Source organism: Pseudomonas sp. Irchel 3F3 (assembly GCF_900187545.1).
Classification (GTDB): domain Bacteria; phylum Pseudomonadota; class Gammaproteobacteria; order Pseudomonadales; family Pseudomonadaceae; genus Aquipseudomonas; species Aquipseudomonas fortuita.
This window is the reverse complement of record NZ_FYDS01000002.1, coordinates 530571-547612: the sequence shown is the minus strand read 5'-3', so window position 1 is coordinate 547612 and position 17042 is coordinate 530571. Positions and strand designations below refer to the sequence as shown.

Genomic DNA, 17042 nt, shown 5'->3' with positions numbered 1-17042 from the left:
GTGCCGGTGATCGGGGAAGCCAAGGCTTGCGGGAGATCAACGATGAAGTTAGCGAACAAAGTGGCCCTGATCACGGGCGCCGGGCAAGGCATGGGGCGGGCGATTGCCCAGCGCTTTGCCGAGGCCGGCGCGCGGGTGGTGGCGGTCGACATCAACCTGCAGGCTGCCGAGCAGACGATCGAAGGGCTCGGTGAGCACGCCCTGGCGCTGGCGTGCAACGTCGCCGACAGCGACTCGGTGGCGGCGGCGATGCACAGGCTGGAAGCCCGTTTCGGCGCCCTCGACATCCTGGTGAATAACGCCGGTGTCGGTTCAGTCGACAGCTTTGTCGACACCCCGGACGCGCATTGGCAGCGGGTCATTGGGGTCAACCTCACGGGCACCTTCCTGTGCAGCCGTGAAGCGGTGCGGCTGATGCAAAAGCACGCCATTCAGGGCGTGGTGATCAATATTTCCAGCACCGCCGCGATGACTGGCGAAGGCCCAAGCCATTACTGCGCGGCCAAAGCCGGCGTCATGGGGCTGACCCGCAGCATGGCGCGGGAGCTGGCCGCCAGCGGCATCCGCGTCAACACCTTGGTGCCCGGCCCGACCAACACACCGATGATGGCCGACATCCCCGATGAGTGGCTGCAGGGCATGCTCAAGGCAATCCCCTTAGGCCGTATGGGCGAGGTCGATGAGATCGCCCGCGCCGCCGTGTTTCTGGCCAGTTCCGACGCCAGCTTCATCACCGGTCAGAACCTCGCCGTCAACGGCGGCATGGCCTTCATTTGAACCGGGAGCAGGCAATGAGCACACGACTTCAAGGCAAGATCGCCTTCATTACCGGCGCCAGCTCCGGGATTGGTGCCGCCACCGCCCGACGCTTTGCCCAGGAGGGCGCCACCGTGGTGCTCTGCGGGCGTAATCAGGCGCCATTGGAAGCTGTGGCCAGCACCATTCGCGAAGCAGGTGGCAAGGCCCATTGGCAGGTCGTCGATGTCAGCGACGAGCAAGCCTTTGTCGGCGCAATCGAGGCCGCAGCGCAGCAGCATGGCCGCCTGGACATCCTGGTCAACAACGCCATGGCCTACACCTGGGGTGCCATCGACAGCACCAGCACGGGCGACTGGCACGCCAACTTCCGCACCACCGTGGACGGCACGTTCTGGGGCACGCGCACGGCCATGGCGCTGATGAAAGCCCAAGGCGGCGGCGCCATCGTCAACATCGCCTCGATCTGCGGGTTGTTTGGTACGCCCTGGATGGCCGGCTACTCGGCAGCCAAGGCCGCAGTGATCAACTTCAGCCGAGCTGCAGCCAGCGAAGGGGCGGCCAACAGGATTCGCTGCAACGTGGTGGTCCCGGGCGTCATCGAAACCCCGGCAACCGCGAGCATGCTGGCCGACGCCAAGGCCCGTGGCAACACCGAGAAACTGATCCCGCTGCGCCGTATCGGCCAGGCGCAGGAGGTAGCCAACGCGATTCTGTTCCTGGCAAGCGACGAAGCGTCCTATATCACCGGCGCGTGTGTGCCGGTGGATGGCGGGCGCAGCTCGGAACTCTACACGGTGCTGGAGTGATGAGCATGGAACCGAACACGTTGTTGGCACGCATCGACCGGCTTGAGTCGATTGAGGAAATTCGTCAATTGGCGGCCAAGTACTCGCTGTCGCTGGACATGCGCGACCTCGATGCCCATGTCAATCTGTTTGCCGAAGACATCCGCGTTGGCCGCGAAAAGACTGGCCGTGCGCATCTGAAAGCGTGGGTCGATGCCACCTTGCGCGATCAGTTCAGCGGTACCTCGCATCACCTGGGCCAGCACATCATCGAACTGCTTGACGCCGACAATGCTGTTGGCGTGGTGTATTCCAAGAACGAGCATGAGACCGGCCCCGAGTGGGTGACCATGCAAATGCTTTATTGGGATGACTACCAGCGCATCGATGGCCGCTGGTACTTCCGTCGCCGCCTGCCGTGCTACTGGTACGCCAGCGACCTCAACAAGCCGCCGATCGGCGAGCGAAAGATGCGCTGGCCAGGGCGTGAACCCTATGCCGGCAGCTTCCACGACCTGTTCCCGTCGTGGGCCGAGTTCTGGGCCCGGCGCCCGGACAAGGAGCAACTGCCTGATGTTGCCCCGGCCGCGCCCCTTGAGCACTTTCTAGCCACCCTGCGACGCGGTGCTGCGGCACCGAAGATTCGTGTGCGCTGAGGACTCGCGATGAGCATATTGTTTGAACCCCTGCGCCTGGGTGAGCTGGAGCTGAGCAACCGCATTGTCATGGCGCCGATGACCCGCAGCCGCGCCAGCGTACAGGCCGTGCCGACAGCTGAAATGGTCGACTATTACCGCCAGCGCGCCAGTGCCGGGCTGATCATTGCCGAAGGCACCGCACCGTCAGCCGAGGGGCTGGGCTATTGCCGCACACCGGCCATTTACGACAGCGCGCAGATCGAGGGTTGGCGCCAGATCACCCGCGCGGTGAGCAATGCCGGCGGGCGCATGGTGTTGCAGTTGATGCACGTGGGCCGCGCCGCCAGTTGGCAAAACAAACCGGCGGGGGCACGGACCGTCGCCCCATCGGCGATACGCGCCCGCACCCAGGTGTTCTGCGATGGGGCCGGCCTGGTCGATACCGATGAGCCTCAGGCGTTGAGCCTTGAGGACATTGACCGCGTGATCGAGCAATACCGGCGCGCAGCCCTGAACGCCCGCGAAGCCGGCTTCGAAGGGGTCGAGCTGCATTGCACCAGTGGTTACCTGCCGATGCAGTTCATGGCGTCCGGCAGCAACCAGCGCAGTGATGGCTATGGTGGCGCAGCAGCCAACCGTGTGCGTTTCCCGGCCCAGGTGTTGGCCGCGATGGCGGCGGCAATCGGCTCGGGGCGCGTAGGTTTTCGCTTGTGCCCGGGTAACCCTTACAACGACATCAGCGACGCTGACCCGGCCGGCACTGCACAAGCCTTGTGTGAGCAAGTCGAGCCGCTTGGCCTGGCTTACCTGCACATCATGCGCTCGCCGCTGGCCACACTGGATGCCTTTGCCTTGGCGCGCAGCCATAGCAGCAGCGGGTTGATCCTCAATGACGGTTTCGACGGGCCTTCGGCCGCTGCGGCAATAGAAGCTGGGCAGGGCGCCGCAGTGTCGTTCGCCCGCCACTTTATCGGCAACCCGGACCTGGTCGAACGCCTGCGTGCCGGCCTGCCCCTAGCCGGTTTCGACCGCAAGACACTCTATACGAAAGGATCGCCTGGCTATTCGGATTATCCGACCCACGCCCAGGCGACTGCATGAACAGCCGGTTTTATCGGAGGTAGGGATGAACAATTTCAATAACAACGCAAGCCTGCTGTCCAGTGTTGATCGCGGGGTTGTGCCCCGCGAACAAACCCAGGCCATCCTTGATCGCCGGGCCGAAGCTGCCGCGCGGATCAAACCTGCGGATCGCTATACCCTGGCGGATCGCCTCGAAGAACAGGCGCAACGCCACGGCGAGCGGCCTTTCGTCATTTATGGCGATCAGCGCTTGAGCTACGCCCAGGTCAACGCCCGGGCCGACCAACTGGCTCACGTATTTCATTCCCGTGGCCTGCGCCCCGGCGATGTCTGCGCGCTGGCCATGGAGAACCGCCCGGCGTTTTTCTGCTGCTGGTTTGGCCTGGTCAAGCTCGGTGTGGTGGTGGGCTTCGTCAATACCCAGGTCAGTGGCCGGCCGCTGGTGCACGCGCTGGAGGCAATCGACGCCAAAGCGATGCTCGTCGGCGAGGAAGTGCTGGGCAACGTTCTGGCAACCGAAGGCCTGCCGCCGCTGCCGCTGTTGCTGGTCGAAGAAGCCGAGCAAGCGTGGGCCGGGGCAATGCCTGCACAGGTTGACACCGGCCTGGCCGAAGCATTGGCCAATGCCCCGTGCACGCCATTCCCGCGTGACCTGCGTGCCGACCTGCGCGCCGAGTCGCCGAGCCTGCTGATCTTTACCTCGGGCACCACCGGTTTGCCGAAAGCCGCGCGTTACAGCCATATGCGCTGGATGTCGACGGGCGACATCATGGAAGTCACTCTGCAGACCACGCCCGGCGATGTGTTCTATTGCTGCCTGCCGCTGTACCACGGCGCAGCGGCCACTTCAGTGACGTCAACCGCGCTGAAAACAGGTGCGGCGATCGTGGTGCGGCGCAAGTTCAGCGTCCGCGAATTCTGGAAGGACGTGCGCGAGCACCGCATCAGCGTGTTCCAGTACATCGGCGAGATCTGCCGCTACCTGCTCAACCAGCCCAAGGCGGCCGGCGAACGCGACCATGGCCTGCGCTGCATGCTCGGCGCCGGGTTGACGCGCGAGACCTGGCAGAACTGGGTGCAGCGTTTCGGGCCGATCCAGGTGTTCGAGGGCTGGGGTTCTACCGAGTCCAATACCAACGTGGTCAACGTCGACAACTATGTGGGCGCCTGCGGGCGCATACCGTTCTGGGACAAGAGCAACCTGCGCCTGGTGCGCTATGACGTTGAAACCGACAGCCATCCACGCGACGAGCACGGTTTTTACCAGCTCTGCGAAGTGGGTGAAGTGGGTGAAGCCCTGGGCTTGATCATCGACCACCCGCAGATCGGCGGCGGCCGCTTCGAGGGTTACACCTCGGCCGAGGCAACCGACAGCAAGATCCGCCGCAATGTCTTGCGCCCAGGGGATGCCTATTGGAGTTCGGGCGACCTGCTGCGTTATGACGAAGACGGCTACCTGTACTTCATCGACCGCATCGGTGACACCTTTCGCTGGAAGAGCGAGAACGTCTCCACCCTGGAGGTGGCGGCTGCGCTGGGGGATTTTGCCGGGCTCGAGCTGATCAACATCTACGGTGTGCAGGTGCCCGGGCAAGAGGGGCGCGCCGGCATGGCGGCGGTGCTGATGCAGCCTGGCCAGCCATTTGACCCTGAAGCGTTCTATGCGCTGACCGAGGTGCGTTTGCCACGCTATGCGGCGCCGGTGTTCGTGCGGGTGTCAGCGGCGGCTGACCTGACCAGCACCTTCAAATTGCGCAAGGTCGACCTGCAGCGCCAGGGCTACGCGCCGACGGCGTTCAGCGACCCGCTGTTCATCCGTGACGAAAGCAGCCGCAGCTATGTGCCGTACAGCACCCACGTGCTAAGGCGCATTGGCCTGGCCGCTTTTGCGGGTGACGTCAGTGAGTAGCCTGGATGCCCAGGGGCACGAATGGCGCGCAGGCCTGCGCTTCCCCTGGCCGCAGCCACCAGCCAATGGCGAGGTTCAGCAGGTTGCCGAAGGGCTGTTGTGGCTGCGCATGCCGCTGCCGTTCGGGCTTGACCACATCAACCTGTACCTGCTGCGCCACGGCGAGGGCTGGATGGCGGTCGATACCGGGCTCAACAACACGCAGACCCGCGACATCTGGGAAGCGCTGTTTGTGACGGTGTTGGGTGGTTTGCCGCTGCTGGCGGTGATCTGCACGCACTTTCACTCGGACCATGTCGGGGTGCTCGGCTGGTTGACCGAGCGCTTCCGCTGCCCGGTGTTCATGAGCGCCAGTGAATATCAGGCGATGCACCAGCTGCGCGCGCCAGGTGACACCAGCACTAGCTGGGCGTTTTACCAGCATTACCAGCGCGCAGGCTTCAACCAGGAACAGACCGCAGCATTGTTCCCGTTGCTGGGCTCCGCGCACTTTCGGCCAGAGGTGCCCACCAGTTTCCGGCGCCTGAGTGAAGGCACACAACTGGTGATAGGCGGGCGCCGTTGGCAGGTCCTGATCGGCCGCGGCCATTCGCCCGAACATGCCTGCCTGTACTGCGCCGAGGACGGCCTGTTGATTTCCGGTGACCAGGTGCTGCCGCGCATCACCTCCAGTGTCTGCGTGCAGGTCACCGAGCCCGATGCCGACCCATTGCGCGACTGGCTGGATTCGGTCGAGCGCTTGCGGGAGGTGCCCGATAGCGTGCTGGTGCTACCGGCGCATGAACGGCCGTTTTACAACCTGCATCTGCGCCTTGATCAACTGCGCGCGCACCACCTGGGGCACTTGCAGCAACTGTTGGCCGCCTGCACCGCGCCGCGCAGTGCCGTGGAGCTGATGGCCGAGCTGTTTCCGAAGGTGAAGGGGCGCTTCGATGAATTGATGGCGATTGGCGAGACCCTGGCGCATGTCAATTACCTGATTGCGCAGGGGCAACTGGTGCGTGAAGAAACAGCCGGCGTGTTCCGCTACGGGCGCACGCCCGAGGGTGTCAACGTTCAGTCGGTGCTAGGGCAGCTGTGAGTGGGCTGAGGCTAACGAGTGGTGTTCTTGCACTTTTGCGCGACCGTCAGGTCGTTAATCGGAGAGGCAGTGTGACTAATAAAAACAACAAATATGGTGCTGGCCCAGCTGTATCGGGTTTCGAATTATCGGGTCTGGTGGTGGCAACCGCATTGGTTTGCACACCCGCATGGTCTGGTGAAACGATCGAGTTCGACAACGGCACGACAATCGACTGGACGGTGACCACCAGCTACGGCCTGGGGGTTCGCCTGTCGAACCCGTCAAGCAAACTGTTGACACCCAACGCCGATGATGGCGATCGCAACTTCGACAAGGGCAGCCTGGTGACCAACCGGATCGGCGCCCTGGCCGAGATGATCGTGCGCAAGGACAACTACGGCGGGGTGCTGCGCGCCAGTACCTTCTACGATGATGTTTACCATCGTTCCAACGACAACGACTCACCGGGCACGGTCAACAAGGCTGGCGACCATAACGAGTTCACCAGCGACACCAAATATTACAGCGGCGGGCGCAGCAAGTTCCTCGATGCTTATGTGTTCAGCGGCTGGCGCTTTGACAATGGTTCGATGCTCGATGTGAAGGCCGGGCGCCATATCGAGTCGTGGGGCGAAAGCTTGTTCTACCCCGGCGTCAGTGGTGTACAGAACCCGTCCGATGCGGTCAAGGCCGCGCAGCCCGGGGTCGAGGTCAAGGAAGTGCTGTTGCCGGTCGGCCAGGTGTCGGCGTCGTATCGCTTGAACCCGCAGTGGACCTTGGGCGCTTACGTGCAATACGAATGGATGGGCACGGAATTGCCGCCGGTGGGCAGCTACCTGTCCACCAGCGATGTGGTCGGGCCAGGACGAGAATTTCTCATCGGGGCCAATGGTACGCGCATCAACTACCAGGGCACCGATGAACCGCGTGACAGCGGTCAGTGGGGGGCTCAGATACGCTTTCGACCCGTGCCCGCCCTGGAACTGTCATTGTTTCATGTCAATTATCATGACAAGAACCCAGCCACTGCCCTGGTGGGTTACCGGGCCGTCCCGGCCGGGCCAGGCGTGTTCTTCGGCACGCCAGATGGCTACCGCATTACCTACTTTGAAGACATTAAGCTGACCGGGATCAGTGCCTCGACCAAAATCGGCGAGACCCAGATCGGTGGCGAGTGGTCGTATCGCGACGGTGCTCCAGTGATGGTCAACACCGGCCTTGGCCCCACGCCTGCGCGTGGCAAGGGCCAGCAAATGCAATTGTCGGCGATCCGTATTCTGGGTGACCGGCCTTGGGCGAGCCAGACCTCGCTTACCGCCGAGATCGTGCATGTGCGTGTCGACAGCGTGGACGAAGCCTCGGCCGCGCCGAACCTGCTGGGTTTAGGCAACAGCCTGATTCCGTCCATGCGGCCGCTGGTGCAACCGTCCGACGACTACACCTACAAGACCTCGACTGGCTGGCGCAGCAAGACTGCCAGTGCCTACACCCTGGGTGCGTCTTTCAGCTACCCGGGCGTGTTCGAAGGCTGGGACCTGGAAGTGCCGGTGAACTTCTCCAACGTGTTCAGTGGTGCCACGCCGATGGCCGGGACCATCTCCGGGTTGCAGGGTGATCGCCGGTTGAGCCTGGGCGCCACCTTCAAGTACCTGGGCAACCTGGAAGTCGCCCTGCGGGTTACCGGCTACCTGGGCGACGCTGACCCGGTCAAGCGCCTGCTGGCAGACCGCGACTACGGTACATTCTCGGTCAAATACAGCTTCTGATTAGCGCGCCGGCGTCAGGTGTGAGTCAACCCTGACGCTGGCCGCTGTTCTAGTCAAAATGGACGATCACTCGCCACGGCACCTGTGGCATGGTCGCAAGACAAAAACCTCAAGCACACAGCCTTCGAGTGGGGGATACATGGGTCTTAAAGGTCATGCGGCGATTGTCGGCGCCGCGCAATACAAACCCGAGAAGTACGCCACAGCGCCGCGAATGTTCCATCTTGAGCAAGTGGCCGACCTGGCAGCGCAGGCGCTGCACGACGCCGGCTTGCGTGCCGACGACCTCGATGGCCTGGTGATCAATGGCCCGCACTTCCACGAAGCTTCGGTGTTCGTGCCGGCCATGGCCGCTGAATACCTGGGTTTGTCTGTTAATTTCGCCGAAGTGGTCGACCTTGGTGGTTGTACCGCAGTGGGTATGGTCTGGCGCGCGGCCGCGGCGATCGAGCTGGGCCTGTGCCAGGCGGTGCTGTGTGTGATGCCGGCGCGCCTGGCGCCGATGGGCCCCGACGAAGATCCCGGGGCAATGGCCCGCGCCATGCGTTACGGCGGTCACAGTACCGCCTTTGGCGCGCCAGAGGCGGAGTTCGATCTGCCTTACGGCCACATGGGCCAGAACACCGGCTACGCCATGATCGCCCAGCGCTACGCCGCGCAGTACGGTTACGACCCGGTGGCCATGGCCAAGATTGCCGTTGATCAACGTACCAATGCCTTGGCCAACCCCCAGGCGATGTTCCATGGCCAGCCGTTGACGATCGAGCAGGTGCTGGCGAGCAAGCGTGTGGCTGATCCTTTGCACGTACTCGAGATTGTCATGCCGGTGGCCGGTGGCGCGGCATTGATCATTGCCTCCAAAGAAGTGGCCGCACGTGCACGCAAGCGCCCGGCATTCATCACAGGCTTCGGTGAGCACCTGGCGTTCAAGTCACCTTCGTATGCCCAGAACATGCTCAACACCCCGATTGGGCCTGCTTCGCGCCGCGCCTTCGAGATGGCCAGGCTCAAACCGGGCGATGTCGATGCGGCGCAGATCTATGACTGTTACACCATTACCGCGTTGCTGACCCTGGAGGACGCCGGCTTCTGTGCCAAGGGTGAGGGCATGCAGTTTGTTCGCGAGCATGACCTGACCTGGCGCGGCGATTTCCCCATGAACACCCACGGTGGCCAGTTGAGTTTCGGCCAGGCCGGCGCTGCCGGGGGCATGTCACAGGTGATCGAGGCTGTCACGCAGATCACCGGTGAGGCGGGGGAGCGCCAGCTTGAACGCTGCGACGCTGTCTACGTGTCCGGCACCGGTGGCGTGATGAGTGAGCAGGCCGCGTTGATACTTCAGGGAGCATGACCCGCATGTCGAACAATAAGCCAATGCCGGTGCCGACTGAAATTTCCGCGCCGTTCTGGGAAGGCCTGAAGGCACAGCGCCTGTTGATACAACAGTGTAATGCTTGTGAACACTGGGTCTTCTACCCGCGCAGGCACTGCCCGCAGTGCCTGGCCCATGACCTGAGCTGGCGCGAAGTCAGTGGTAGCGCCACCCTGTACAGCTTCACCGTGGCACGCATTGCCACGTTGCCGGATTTTGCCGATGAGATGCCACAAAAGCTGGCCGTCATCGAACTGGACGAAGGCGTGCGAATCAACACCACCCTGGTGGGGCTTGAAGAGGATCAGATCCGCATCGGCATGCGGCTCAAACCGGTGTTTGCCGAAGTCGACGCCAAGGGTACGCGTTTACTGCGCTTTACCGGTCCGGACCAGGACAGCACGGCGCTACAGCGCTACAACGGCGTGCCTCAGGCGCAACCGCCGGAGCAGGGTGAAGCAGCATCTGTGCGCTTGGTCGCCATGGATGATGAGGTGGCACTGCAGAGCCTGGTCAATGAAACCTTCAGCCCCTGGAGCAACCAGATTGTCATCGATCAGGCACTGATCGATGCCTTCGCCGCGCTGTCGGGTGATGACTACTGGATTCACACCGATCCGCAGCGTGCACGCAAGGACAGCCCGTTTGGCGGCACCATTGCCCACGGCGCGCTGGTACAGGTGTTGCAGTCGCGGCTCAAGCTGGCGCTGGGTTATGAGATCACCGGTTTCAGCACCATGGTCAACTACGGCTCCGACCGCCTGCGCTTCCCGGCGCCGGTGCCGGCGGGCTCGCGGGTTCATGCACGGGCCAGGGTCAAGCAGGTGGCGCGGGTCAAGCGCGGCACCCAGTTGACCCTGGAGGTGAATACCCACGTCGTCGGCAGTGATCGGCCCTCGGTCATCAACGACCTGGTAATCCTGTACATGTAACCCCTCCGAAGGCGCGAGATTGCCCTGCGATGCGATGCGTTGTGCCTGCGCATCACTGTCGCGGGGCAAGCCTGTTTCCACCGCCTGCATTTCAGTACTCCCGATAGATCAACTGCTTAGTCTCAACGGACGATGAGCACCAGGCCTGCCCTCAGCACAATGAAGACCAACAACGGTCCAGTCATTGAGGAGCAGGGCATGATGGATATCCGGGGGCTGAGCTACTTTGTCGCTCAAATCGAAAACCTCAGTCAGTGGCAACGTTATGCCGAAGACGTGCTGGGCATGATGGTGGTGCCCGCGCCCAGTGGCGGACTGTACGTGAAGATGGACGATCGGCCGTTTCGCATGCTCATCGTCGAAGGCGCCAAGGCAGGGTACCTGGCCTCAGGCTGGGAGCTGGCCAGCGAGCGGGCATTCAACGCCGCATTGCAGGCACTGGAGCAAAACGGTGTGCGCTGGCAAGCAGGTTCTGCCGCCGAGATCGAGCAGCGTGGCGTACAGGCACTGGTGAGTGTCCTGGACCCCTCCGGCAACCGCCACGAGTTGAGCTGGGGGCACCGTTCCGATTGCCTGCCGTTCATTTCGCCGCAAGGCGTACCGGGTTTTGTCACCGGCGACATGGGCCTGGGCCATACCGTGCTGCCGGCCCCGGACTTTGACGCGACCCTGGCCTTCGTCAAGGACGTGCTGGGCTTCGAGCTGTCGGACATCTTCAACTTTCGCCCCGACCCGGCAGCACCGCCAATCCGCATTCACTTCCTGCATTGCCGCAACAGCCGCCATCACTCGCTGGCGCTGGCGGAGTACGCGGTGCCTTCAGGCTGCGTGCACGTGATGGTGGAAGTGGGTTCGATGACTGAAGTGGGCCGCGCCCATGACCGGCGCCTGGCCCATCACGTGCCGCTGTCGGCGACCCTCGGTCAGCACCTCAATGACCGGATGACCTCGTTTTACATGAAGACCCCGTCCGGCTTCGACCTGGAGTACGGCTACGGCGGCCTGCAAGTGGACTGGGCTGAGCACTCGGCCTTCGAATTTACCCGGGTAAGCCTGTGGGGGCATGACTTTTCCGTCGGCCAACAGCAAGGAGATGTGCAATGAACAAGCAAATGACGGCGGCCGATGCCGTGGCGCACCTGCGCGATGGCATGACCATCGGCTTCGGCGGCTGGGGGCCACGGCGCAAGCCGATGGCGGTTGTGCGCGAGATTCTGCGGTCCCCCGTCAAGGACCTGACCGTGGTCGCCTACGGTGGCCCGGAAGTGGGCATGCTGTGTGCGGCGGGCAAGGTCAAGAAGCTGGTGTTCGGCTTTGCCACCCTCGATGCCATTCCGCTGGAACCCTATTACCGCAAAGCCCGCGAAGCCGGTGGGCTGGAGTTGCTAGAGGTGGATGAAGGCATGTTCCAGTGGGGCCTGCGTGCAGCGGCCATGCGTTTGCCGTTTCTACCGACCCGCTGCGGCCTGGCCACCGATGTCACACGGTTGAACCCTGAACTTAAAACCATCCAGTCGCCGTATGACGACGGTGAAGTGCTGCTGGCCATGCCCGCCCTGAACCTGGACGTGGCGTTTGTCCACGTCAACGTCGCCGACCGCCTGGGCAACACCCTGGTGACCGGCCCAGACCCGTATTTCGACCACCTGTTCGCTCGCGCGGCCCAGCAGTGCTTCGTGTCTTGCGAGCAATTGCACGAACGACTGGAACTGACCACCGAACAGGCACGCTGCAACACCTTTGAGCGGTACCTGGTCAGTGGCGTGATCCATGCACCGTTCGGCGCCCACCCGACCGCCTGCCAGCCCGAGTATGGCTGGGACCTGAGCCACCTCAAACGCTATGCCGCCAGTGCCGGTGAAGAGGGCGGCTGGCAGGCCTATGTTGCGCAGTATGTGGCGGCCGGTGAGCGGGCTTATCAAGAGCAGAACGGCGGTGCCGAACGCATGGGCTCCCTGGCCCTGCCAGTGTTCTGAGGAGGATGAAAATGTCGACTACCTGTGAATTCACCCTCGCGGAACTGATGATTGTCGCGGCCAGCGAAGCCTGGCGTGACAACGGCGAGCTGATCGCCTCGGGCCTGGGCGTGATCCCGCGCCTGGGCGCCAGCCTGGCCAAACTCAGCCACAGCCCGCAACTGCTGATGACCGACAGCGAGGCCTACCTGGTCGAAGAACCGATCCCGTTGGGGCCGCGTGGCGATCATGTGCCCAAATATTCGGGCTCGCTGACCTTCGAACGGGTGTTCGAGTGCGTCTGGGGTGGCCGCCGTCACGCCATGATCGGCCCGACGCAGATCGACCGCTGGGGCCAGAGCAACCTTTCTTGCGTGGGCGATTACCACAAGCCCAAGGCCGCAATGCTGGGTGTGCGCGGCTTGCCCGGCAACAGCATCAATCACATCAACTCGTTCTTTGTACCCAACCATAACACCCGCGTGTTCGTCAGCGGCGAAGTGGACATGGTCTCCGGTGTCGGTTTCAAGGCCGACCGCTGGCCAAAAGGCGTACGTCGCGACCTGATGGACATCCGCCTGATCATCACCGACTTGTGTGTGATGGATTTCGACGGCCCGGACCGCGCGGTGCAGGTGCGCAGCCTGCACCCGGGGGTGAGCTTTGAGCAGGTGCAGGAAAACACCGGTTTCCCGCTGCTCAAGTCAGCGTCGCTGAAAGAAACCGTACACCCGACGCCTGAGCAACTGGCGCTGATCCGTCGGCTCGACCCCCATGATCTGCGCAGTTCGGCGATCAAGGGCAACCCGGCTGGCATACGCCTGGCGTAAGGCGAGGGACATGAGCATGAACAGCCCTGACAGTGAATTCGTCGAGCGTGCAGACCACTCGGTGTACGAAACGCAGGAACCGGTGTTGTACAGCGTGGCAGAGGGTATCGCCACGCTGACCATGAACCGGCCAGGCTTCAACAATGCGCAGAACTCGCAGATGACGTATGCGCTGGATGCGGCGCTGCGCCAGGCTGTCAACGATGATGCGGTCAAGGTCATTGTACTGCGCGGGGCGGGCAAGCATTTTTCGGCCGGCCATGACATTGGCACGCCCGGGCGCGATATCAACAAACCGTTCGAGCGTGCACACCTCTGGTGGGATCACACCAACAAGCCCGGCGCCGAGCAGCTGTATGCCCGCGAGCAAGAGGTGTACCTGGGCATGTGCCGGCGCTGGCGTGAGCTGCCCAAGCCGACCATTGCCATGGTCCAGGGTGCGTGTGTGGCCGGTGGGCTGATGCTGGCCTGGGTGTGCGACCTGATCGTGGCCAGCGATGATGCGTTTTTCCAGGACCCCGTGGTACGTATGGGCATTCCGGGGGTGGAGTATTTTGCCCACCCGTATGAACTGAACCCACGCATCGCCAAGGAGTTTCTGTTCACCGGCGATCGCATGAGTGCCGAGCGTGCCTACCAGATGGGCATGGTCAACAGGGTAGTGCCCCGTGAGGAACTGGAGCAGGGCACCTATGCGCTGGCGGCCGGTATTGCCCGGCAGCCGCGAATGGGCCTTGCGCTGACCAAGCAGGCCATTAACCACGTCGAGGATCTGCAGGGTAAACGCACGGCGATGGACGCCGCCTTTGCCTGGCACCACTTCGCCCATGCCCACAACGAACTGCTGTCGGGTGACAAGCTGGGCGGCTTCGATGCCAAGGCCATGGCCCAGGCCAACAAGGCTGCCGCCAGTGGAGAGCAGGCATGAGCCGCTGGTTGTGTACGCCACTGACCGAAGCCTTGGGCTGCCGCTACCCGATCGTGCAGACCGCCATGGGATGGGTGGCAGACGCCAACCTGGTGATTGCCACAACCCGCGCCGGTGGTTTCGGTTTTCTGGCCGGGGCCACGATTGCGGCCGATGCCCTGGAAGGCGAGATCAACAAGGTAATTGCCGCCACCGGTGGCAGCAATTTCGGCCTGAACTTCCATATGTTCCAGGAAAACGCGACCCAATGCGTTGACCTGGCGATTCGCTACCGCTTGCGGGCGGTCAGTTACGGACGTGGCCCGGACAAACAGACCATCGCCCGCTTCAAGGCTGCCGGGGTGCTGTGCATCCCGACGGTGGGTGCACTCAAACACGCCCTGAAGGCGGTGGAGCTGGGCGCGGACATGATCACCATCCAGGGCGGCGAGGGCGGCGGGCATACCGGTGGTGTGCCCAGTTCGATCCTGTTGCCCCAGGTGCTCGCGGCGGTGTCGGTCCCGGTAATCGCCGCAGGTGGTTACTCCACCGGCAGAGGCCTTGCCGGCGCGCTGGCGACCGGCGCTGTGGGTATTGCCATGGGCACGCGCTTTTTGATGACCCGGGACTCGCCTACGCCGTCGAGCACCTTGGTGCATTACCTCGAGGTCAACGACCCGCAACGGGTGCGGGTGACCACGGCGGTAGATGGCATGCGCCACCGCATGATCGAGAACCCGTTTATCAACCGCCTGGAGCAGGCCGGGTCTTTCGGGCGCCTGTGCATCGCGTTGCGCAGCGCCTGGAAATGGAAGCAGCAAACCGGAATGAGCCTGAGCCATCTGTTCGGTGTGCTGCGCCAGGCACTCAAGGAAGACCCCGGCGCGCTGTCGCAAACGCTGATGGCCGCCAACCAGCCGGTACTGCTGCAGCGTTCGATGATCGACGGTGTTCCGGACGAAGGCATTCTGCCCAGCGGCCAGGTAGCCGCCGCCATTGGCGAACTCAAGAGTTGCCAGCAAGTGATCGAAGAAATTGCCCAGGAAGCCGAACGCTGCCTGGAAGCCCTGTTGGCCTGCCGTAGCGAGCATCAGCCTGCCGAACTTTGGAGAACACCCTCATGAGTCAAGCATTTACCACACAGATCGAGGCGGGCATTGCCGAGCTGGTGCTGGCCAAACCGCCGGTCAATGCCCTGGGCAGCCAGGAGTGGATGGACCTGGCCCATCAGGTCGAAGCCCTGGGCGCCAACCCCGACGTCCGGGTAATCGTCATCCGTGCCGAAGGCCGTGGTTTCTGCGCCGGTGTCGACATCAAGGAACTGGACGCCCACCCCGAACGCATCGTAGCGGTCAACGCCGGTAATTATGCGGCGTTCAAGGCGGTGCATCGCAACCCTGTGCCGGTCATCGTCGCCGTGCACGGCTTCGTCCTCGGTGGTGGCGTCGGCATTACCGGTGCTGCCGACATTGTCGTGGCCTCAGAGTGCGCCACCTTTGCCTTGCCCGAAGTTGACCGTGGGGCCATGGGCGGCGGCGCCCACCTGCAGCGTTTGTTCCCGGTGCAGAAGGTTCGTTATCTGTTCTTCACCGGCGACAAGATCGGCGCCGCCGAGGCTGCGCAGTATGGCTTCATCGAGCGCGTGGTGCCCAAAGAGCAGCTGCGCGAAACCGCGCTGGAGATTGCCGCCAGAATCGCTGCCAAGAGCCCGGTGATGATCGGTATCTCCAAGGAAGCCCTGAACGGTATCGAGGACGGCAACCTGGAAGACAAATACCGCTGGGAGCAGGGGCTGACCCTGCAGGCCTACACCAGTCCGGATTCTGCGCAAACCCGCCGCGCCTTCGTCGAAAAACGCGACGCCAAGTTCTGAGAGAGTGCCATGGAACTAGCTTATACCCCCAAACAGAAGGCCTTCCGTGAGGAAGTGCGTGAATGGCTGGCGGCCAATCAGCCGACTACGCCGCTGGCCAACTACGACACCCGGGAAGGATTCGAGCAGCATAGGGCCTGGGAGGCGAAGCTGTTCGAGCAGCGCCTGTCGATGGTCATGTGGCCCAAGGCCTACGGCGGGCGCGGTTGCGACCTGATCGAGTGGCTGATTTTCGAGGAAGAGTACTACGGCGCAGACGCACCGATGCGTATCAACCAGAACGGTCAGCTGCTGCTCGGCCCAACGTTGATGGAGTTCGGTACCGAGGCGCAGAAGCAGCGCTTCCTGCCGCGCATGGCGTCCAGTGTCGACATGTGGGCCCAGGGCTGGTCCGAGCCCAATGCCGGCTCCGACATGGCCGCGATCACCAGCAAGGCCATCCGTGATGGCGATCACTATGTGCTCAACGGGCAGAAAACCTGGTCCAGCCGCGCACTGTTTGCCGACTGGCTGTTTGGCCTGTTCCGCAGCGACCCGGCCTCGACCCGGCACAACGGCTTGTCGTTCGTGATGGTGCCGCTCGATGCCCCGGGCGTGACCATCCGGCCGATCAAGGCGCTGAACGGCAAGAACACCTTTGCCGAAGTGTTTTTCGACGACGTGCGCGTGCCGGTTGAAAACTGCATTGGTGCCGAAGGCCAGGGCTGGCATGTGGCGATGGCCACCGCCGGCTTTGAACGAGGTTTGCTGTTGCGTTCGCCGGCACGCTTCCAGGCCACGGCGCGCAAGTTGATACAGCTGTACAACGCCAACCGCCAGAGCGCCGACCGCGACCCGAGCATCCGCGAAGCGGTTGTCGAGGCCTGGCTGGGCGCTGAAGGCTACGCGCTGTCGTCCTATCACACCGTCGGGCGCTTGAGCCGTGGCGCGCAAATCGGCGCCGAGTCGAGCATCAACAAGATCATCTGGTCGGAGCTCGACTTGAAGATGCACGAAACCGCCATGCGCATCCTGGGTGCGCACGGGGAGTTGTTGAGCAGTGCTGCGCAAGCGGTCGAAGGCGGCTGGCTTGATGGCTTCCTGTTCGCCCAGGCCGGGCCGATCTACGCCGGCACCAACGAAATCCAGCGCAACATCATCGCCGAGCGCATGCTCGGCCTGCCGAAATAG

At 63.1% G+C, this 17042-nt stretch carries 16 protein-coding genes; all 16 read left to right on the top strand.

What is annotated here, in order from left to right:
* Positions 1–42: 42 nt before the first annotated feature.
* The 16 genes from CKW35_RS05950 (at position 43) to CKW35_RS05875 (ending at position 17042) form a co-directional block, all read left to right on the top strand.
* Positions 43–777 carry an SDR family NAD(P)-dependent oxidoreductase gene (locus CKW35_RS05950; protein WP_016486837.1) on the top strand — a complete coding sequence of 245 codons (735 nt, stop codon included), beginning with the start codon at positions 43–45 and terminating at the stop codon, positions 775–777.
* A 14-nt stretch (positions 778–791) separates the two neighbouring features.
* A complete protein-coding gene (locus tag CKW35_RS05945; protein WP_023049051.1) occupies positions 792–1565 on the top strand; it encodes an SDR family NAD(P)-dependent oxidoreductase in 774 nt (257 codons plus the stop codon).
* 5 nt (positions 1566–1570) lie between these two features.
* Positions 1571–2200: a nuclear transport factor 2 family protein gene (locus tag CKW35_RS05940; RefSeq protein WP_016486839.1), complete on the top strand. Its 630-nt coding sequence runs from the start codon at positions 1571–1573 to the stop codon at positions 2198–2200.
* A gap of 9 nt (positions 2201–2209) precedes the next feature.
* A complete protein-coding gene (locus CKW35_RS05935; protein ID WP_016486840.1) occupies positions 2210–3283 on the top strand; it encodes an alkene reductase in 1074 nt (357 codons plus the stop codon).
* Between the two features lie 25 nt (positions 3284–3308).
* A complete protein-coding gene (locus CKW35_RS05930) occupies positions 3309–5174 on the top strand; it encodes a long-chain-acyl-CoA synthetase (RefSeq protein ID WP_016486841.1) in 1866 nt (621 codons plus the stop codon).
* Positions 5167–6255, top strand: coding sequence for an MBL fold metallo-hydrolase (locus tag CKW35_RS05925; RefSeq protein WP_095115408.1), 1089 nt, complete (start codon positions 5167–5169; stop codon positions 6253–6255). Before CKW35_RS05930 ends, CKW35_RS05925 begins: the two co-directional genes overlap by 8 nt.
* A gap of 71 nt (positions 6256–6326) precedes the next feature.
* Positions 6327–8003 carry a DUF1302 domain-containing protein gene (locus CKW35_RS05920; RefSeq protein WP_016486843.1) on the top strand — a complete coding sequence of 559 codons (1677 nt, stop codon included), beginning with the start codon at positions 6327–6329 and terminating at the stop codon, positions 8001–8003.
* 139 nt (positions 8004–8142) lie between these two features.
* A complete protein-coding gene (locus tag CKW35_RS05915; protein ID WP_024717891.1) occupies positions 8143–9354 on the top strand; it encodes a thiolase family protein in 1212 nt (403 codons plus the stop codon).
* 5 nt (positions 9355–9359) lie between these two features.
* Complete coding sequence (locus tag CKW35_RS05910; RefSeq protein WP_095115429.1) at positions 9360–10307, top strand: OB-fold domain-containing protein; 948 nt, start codon at positions 9360–9362, stop codon at positions 10305–10307.
* A 198-nt stretch (positions 10308–10505) separates the two neighbouring features.
* Positions 10506–11411, top strand: a complete 906-nt coding sequence (locus tag CKW35_RS05905; protein WP_060517742.1) for a VOC family protein — start codon at positions 10506–10508, stop codon at positions 11409–11411.
* Entirely contained in the window at positions 11408–12283 is an 876-nt protein-coding gene (locus tag CKW35_RS05900) for a CoA transferase subunit A (protein ID WP_023049054.1), read from the top strand. The genes CKW35_RS05905 and CKW35_RS05900 overlap by 4 nt, the downstream gene beginning before the upstream one ends.
* A gap of 11 nt (positions 12284–12294) precedes the next feature.
* A complete protein-coding gene (locus CKW35_RS05895) occupies positions 12295–13092 on the top strand; it encodes an acyl CoA--acetate/3-ketoacid CoA transferase subunit beta (RefSeq protein ID WP_016486848.1) in 798 nt (265 codons plus the stop codon).
* A 16-nt stretch (positions 13093–13108) separates the two neighbouring features.
* Positions 13109–14020 carry an enoyl-CoA hydratase gene (locus CKW35_RS05890; RefSeq protein WP_024717888.1) on the top strand — a complete coding sequence of 304 codons (912 nt, stop codon included), beginning with the start codon at positions 13109–13111 and terminating at the stop codon, positions 14018–14020.
* Positions 14017–15123, top strand: a complete 1107-nt coding sequence (locus CKW35_RS05885; RefSeq protein WP_016486850.1) for a nitronate monooxygenase family protein — start codon at positions 14017–14019, stop codon at positions 15121–15123. The genes CKW35_RS05890 and CKW35_RS05885 overlap by 4 nt, the downstream gene beginning before the upstream one ends.
* Positions 15120–15872 carry an enoyl-CoA hydratase family protein gene (locus tag CKW35_RS05880; protein ID WP_095115406.1) on the top strand — a complete coding sequence of 251 codons (753 nt, stop codon included), beginning with the start codon at positions 15120–15122 and terminating at the stop codon, positions 15870–15872. Before CKW35_RS05885 ends, CKW35_RS05880 begins: the two co-directional genes overlap by 4 nt.
* A 9-nt stretch (positions 15873–15881) precedes the next feature.
* Entirely contained in the window at positions 15882–17042 is a 1161-nt protein-coding gene (locus tag CKW35_RS05875; RefSeq protein ID WP_016486852.1) for an acyl-CoA dehydrogenase family protein, read from the top strand.

What these genes read in the sequence shown, in the direction of transcription:
- CKW35_RS05915 (WP_024717891.1), top strand. Translation starts at nt 8,143, where the DNA reads ATGGGTCTTAAAGGTCATGCGGCGATTGTCGGCGCCGCGCAATACAAA.
- CKW35_RS05930 (WP_016486841.1), top strand. Translation starts at nt 3,309, where the DNA reads ATGAACAATTTCAATAACAACGCAAGCCTGCTGTCCAGTGTTGATCGC.
- CKW35_RS05895 (WP_016486848.1), top strand. Translation starts at nt 12,295, where the DNA reads ATGTCGACTACCTGTGAATTCACCCTCGCGGAACTGATGATTGTCGCG.
- CKW35_RS05900 (WP_023049054.1), top strand. Translation starts at nt 11,408, where the DNA reads ATGAACAAGCAAATGACGGCGGCCGATGCCGTGGCGCACCTGCGCGAT.
- CKW35_RS05945 (WP_023049051.1), top strand. Translation starts at nt 792, where the DNA reads ATGAGCACACGACTTCAAGGCAAGATCGCCTTCATTACCGGCGCCAGC.
- CKW35_RS05940 (WP_016486839.1), top strand. Translation starts at nt 1,571, where the DNA reads ATGGAACCGAACACGTTGTTGGCACGCATCGACCGGCTTGAGTCGATT.
- CKW35_RS05950 (WP_016486837.1), top strand. Translation starts at nt 43, where the DNA reads ATGAAGTTAGCGAACAAAGTGGCCCTGATCACGGGCGCCGGGCAAGGC.
- CKW35_RS05935 (WP_016486840.1), top strand. Translation starts at nt 2,210, where the DNA reads ATGAGCATATTGTTTGAACCCCTGCGCCTGGGTGAGCTGGAGCTGAGC.
- CKW35_RS05905 (WP_060517742.1), top strand. Translation starts at nt 10,506, where the DNA reads ATGATGGATATCCGGGGGCTGAGCTACTTTGTCGCTCAAATCGAAAAC.
- CKW35_RS05890 (WP_024717888.1), top strand. Translation starts at nt 13,109, where the DNA reads ATGAACAGCCCTGACAGTGAATTCGTCGAGCGTGCAGACCACTCGGTG.
- CKW35_RS05880 (WP_095115406.1), top strand. Translation starts at nt 15,120, where the DNA reads ATGAGTCAAGCATTTACCACACAGATCGAGGCGGGCATTGCCGAGCTG.
- CKW35_RS05910 (WP_095115429.1), top strand. Translation starts at nt 9,360, where the DNA reads ATGTCGAACAATAAGCCAATGCCGGTGCCGACTGAAATTTCCGCGCCG.
- CKW35_RS05875 (WP_016486852.1), top strand. Translation starts at nt 15,882, where the DNA reads ATGGAACTAGCTTATACCCCCAAACAGAAGGCCTTCCGTGAGGAAGTG.
- CKW35_RS05885 (WP_016486850.1), top strand. Translation starts at nt 14,017, where the DNA reads ATGAGCCGCTGGTTGTGTACGCCACTGACCGAAGCCTTGGGCTGCCGC.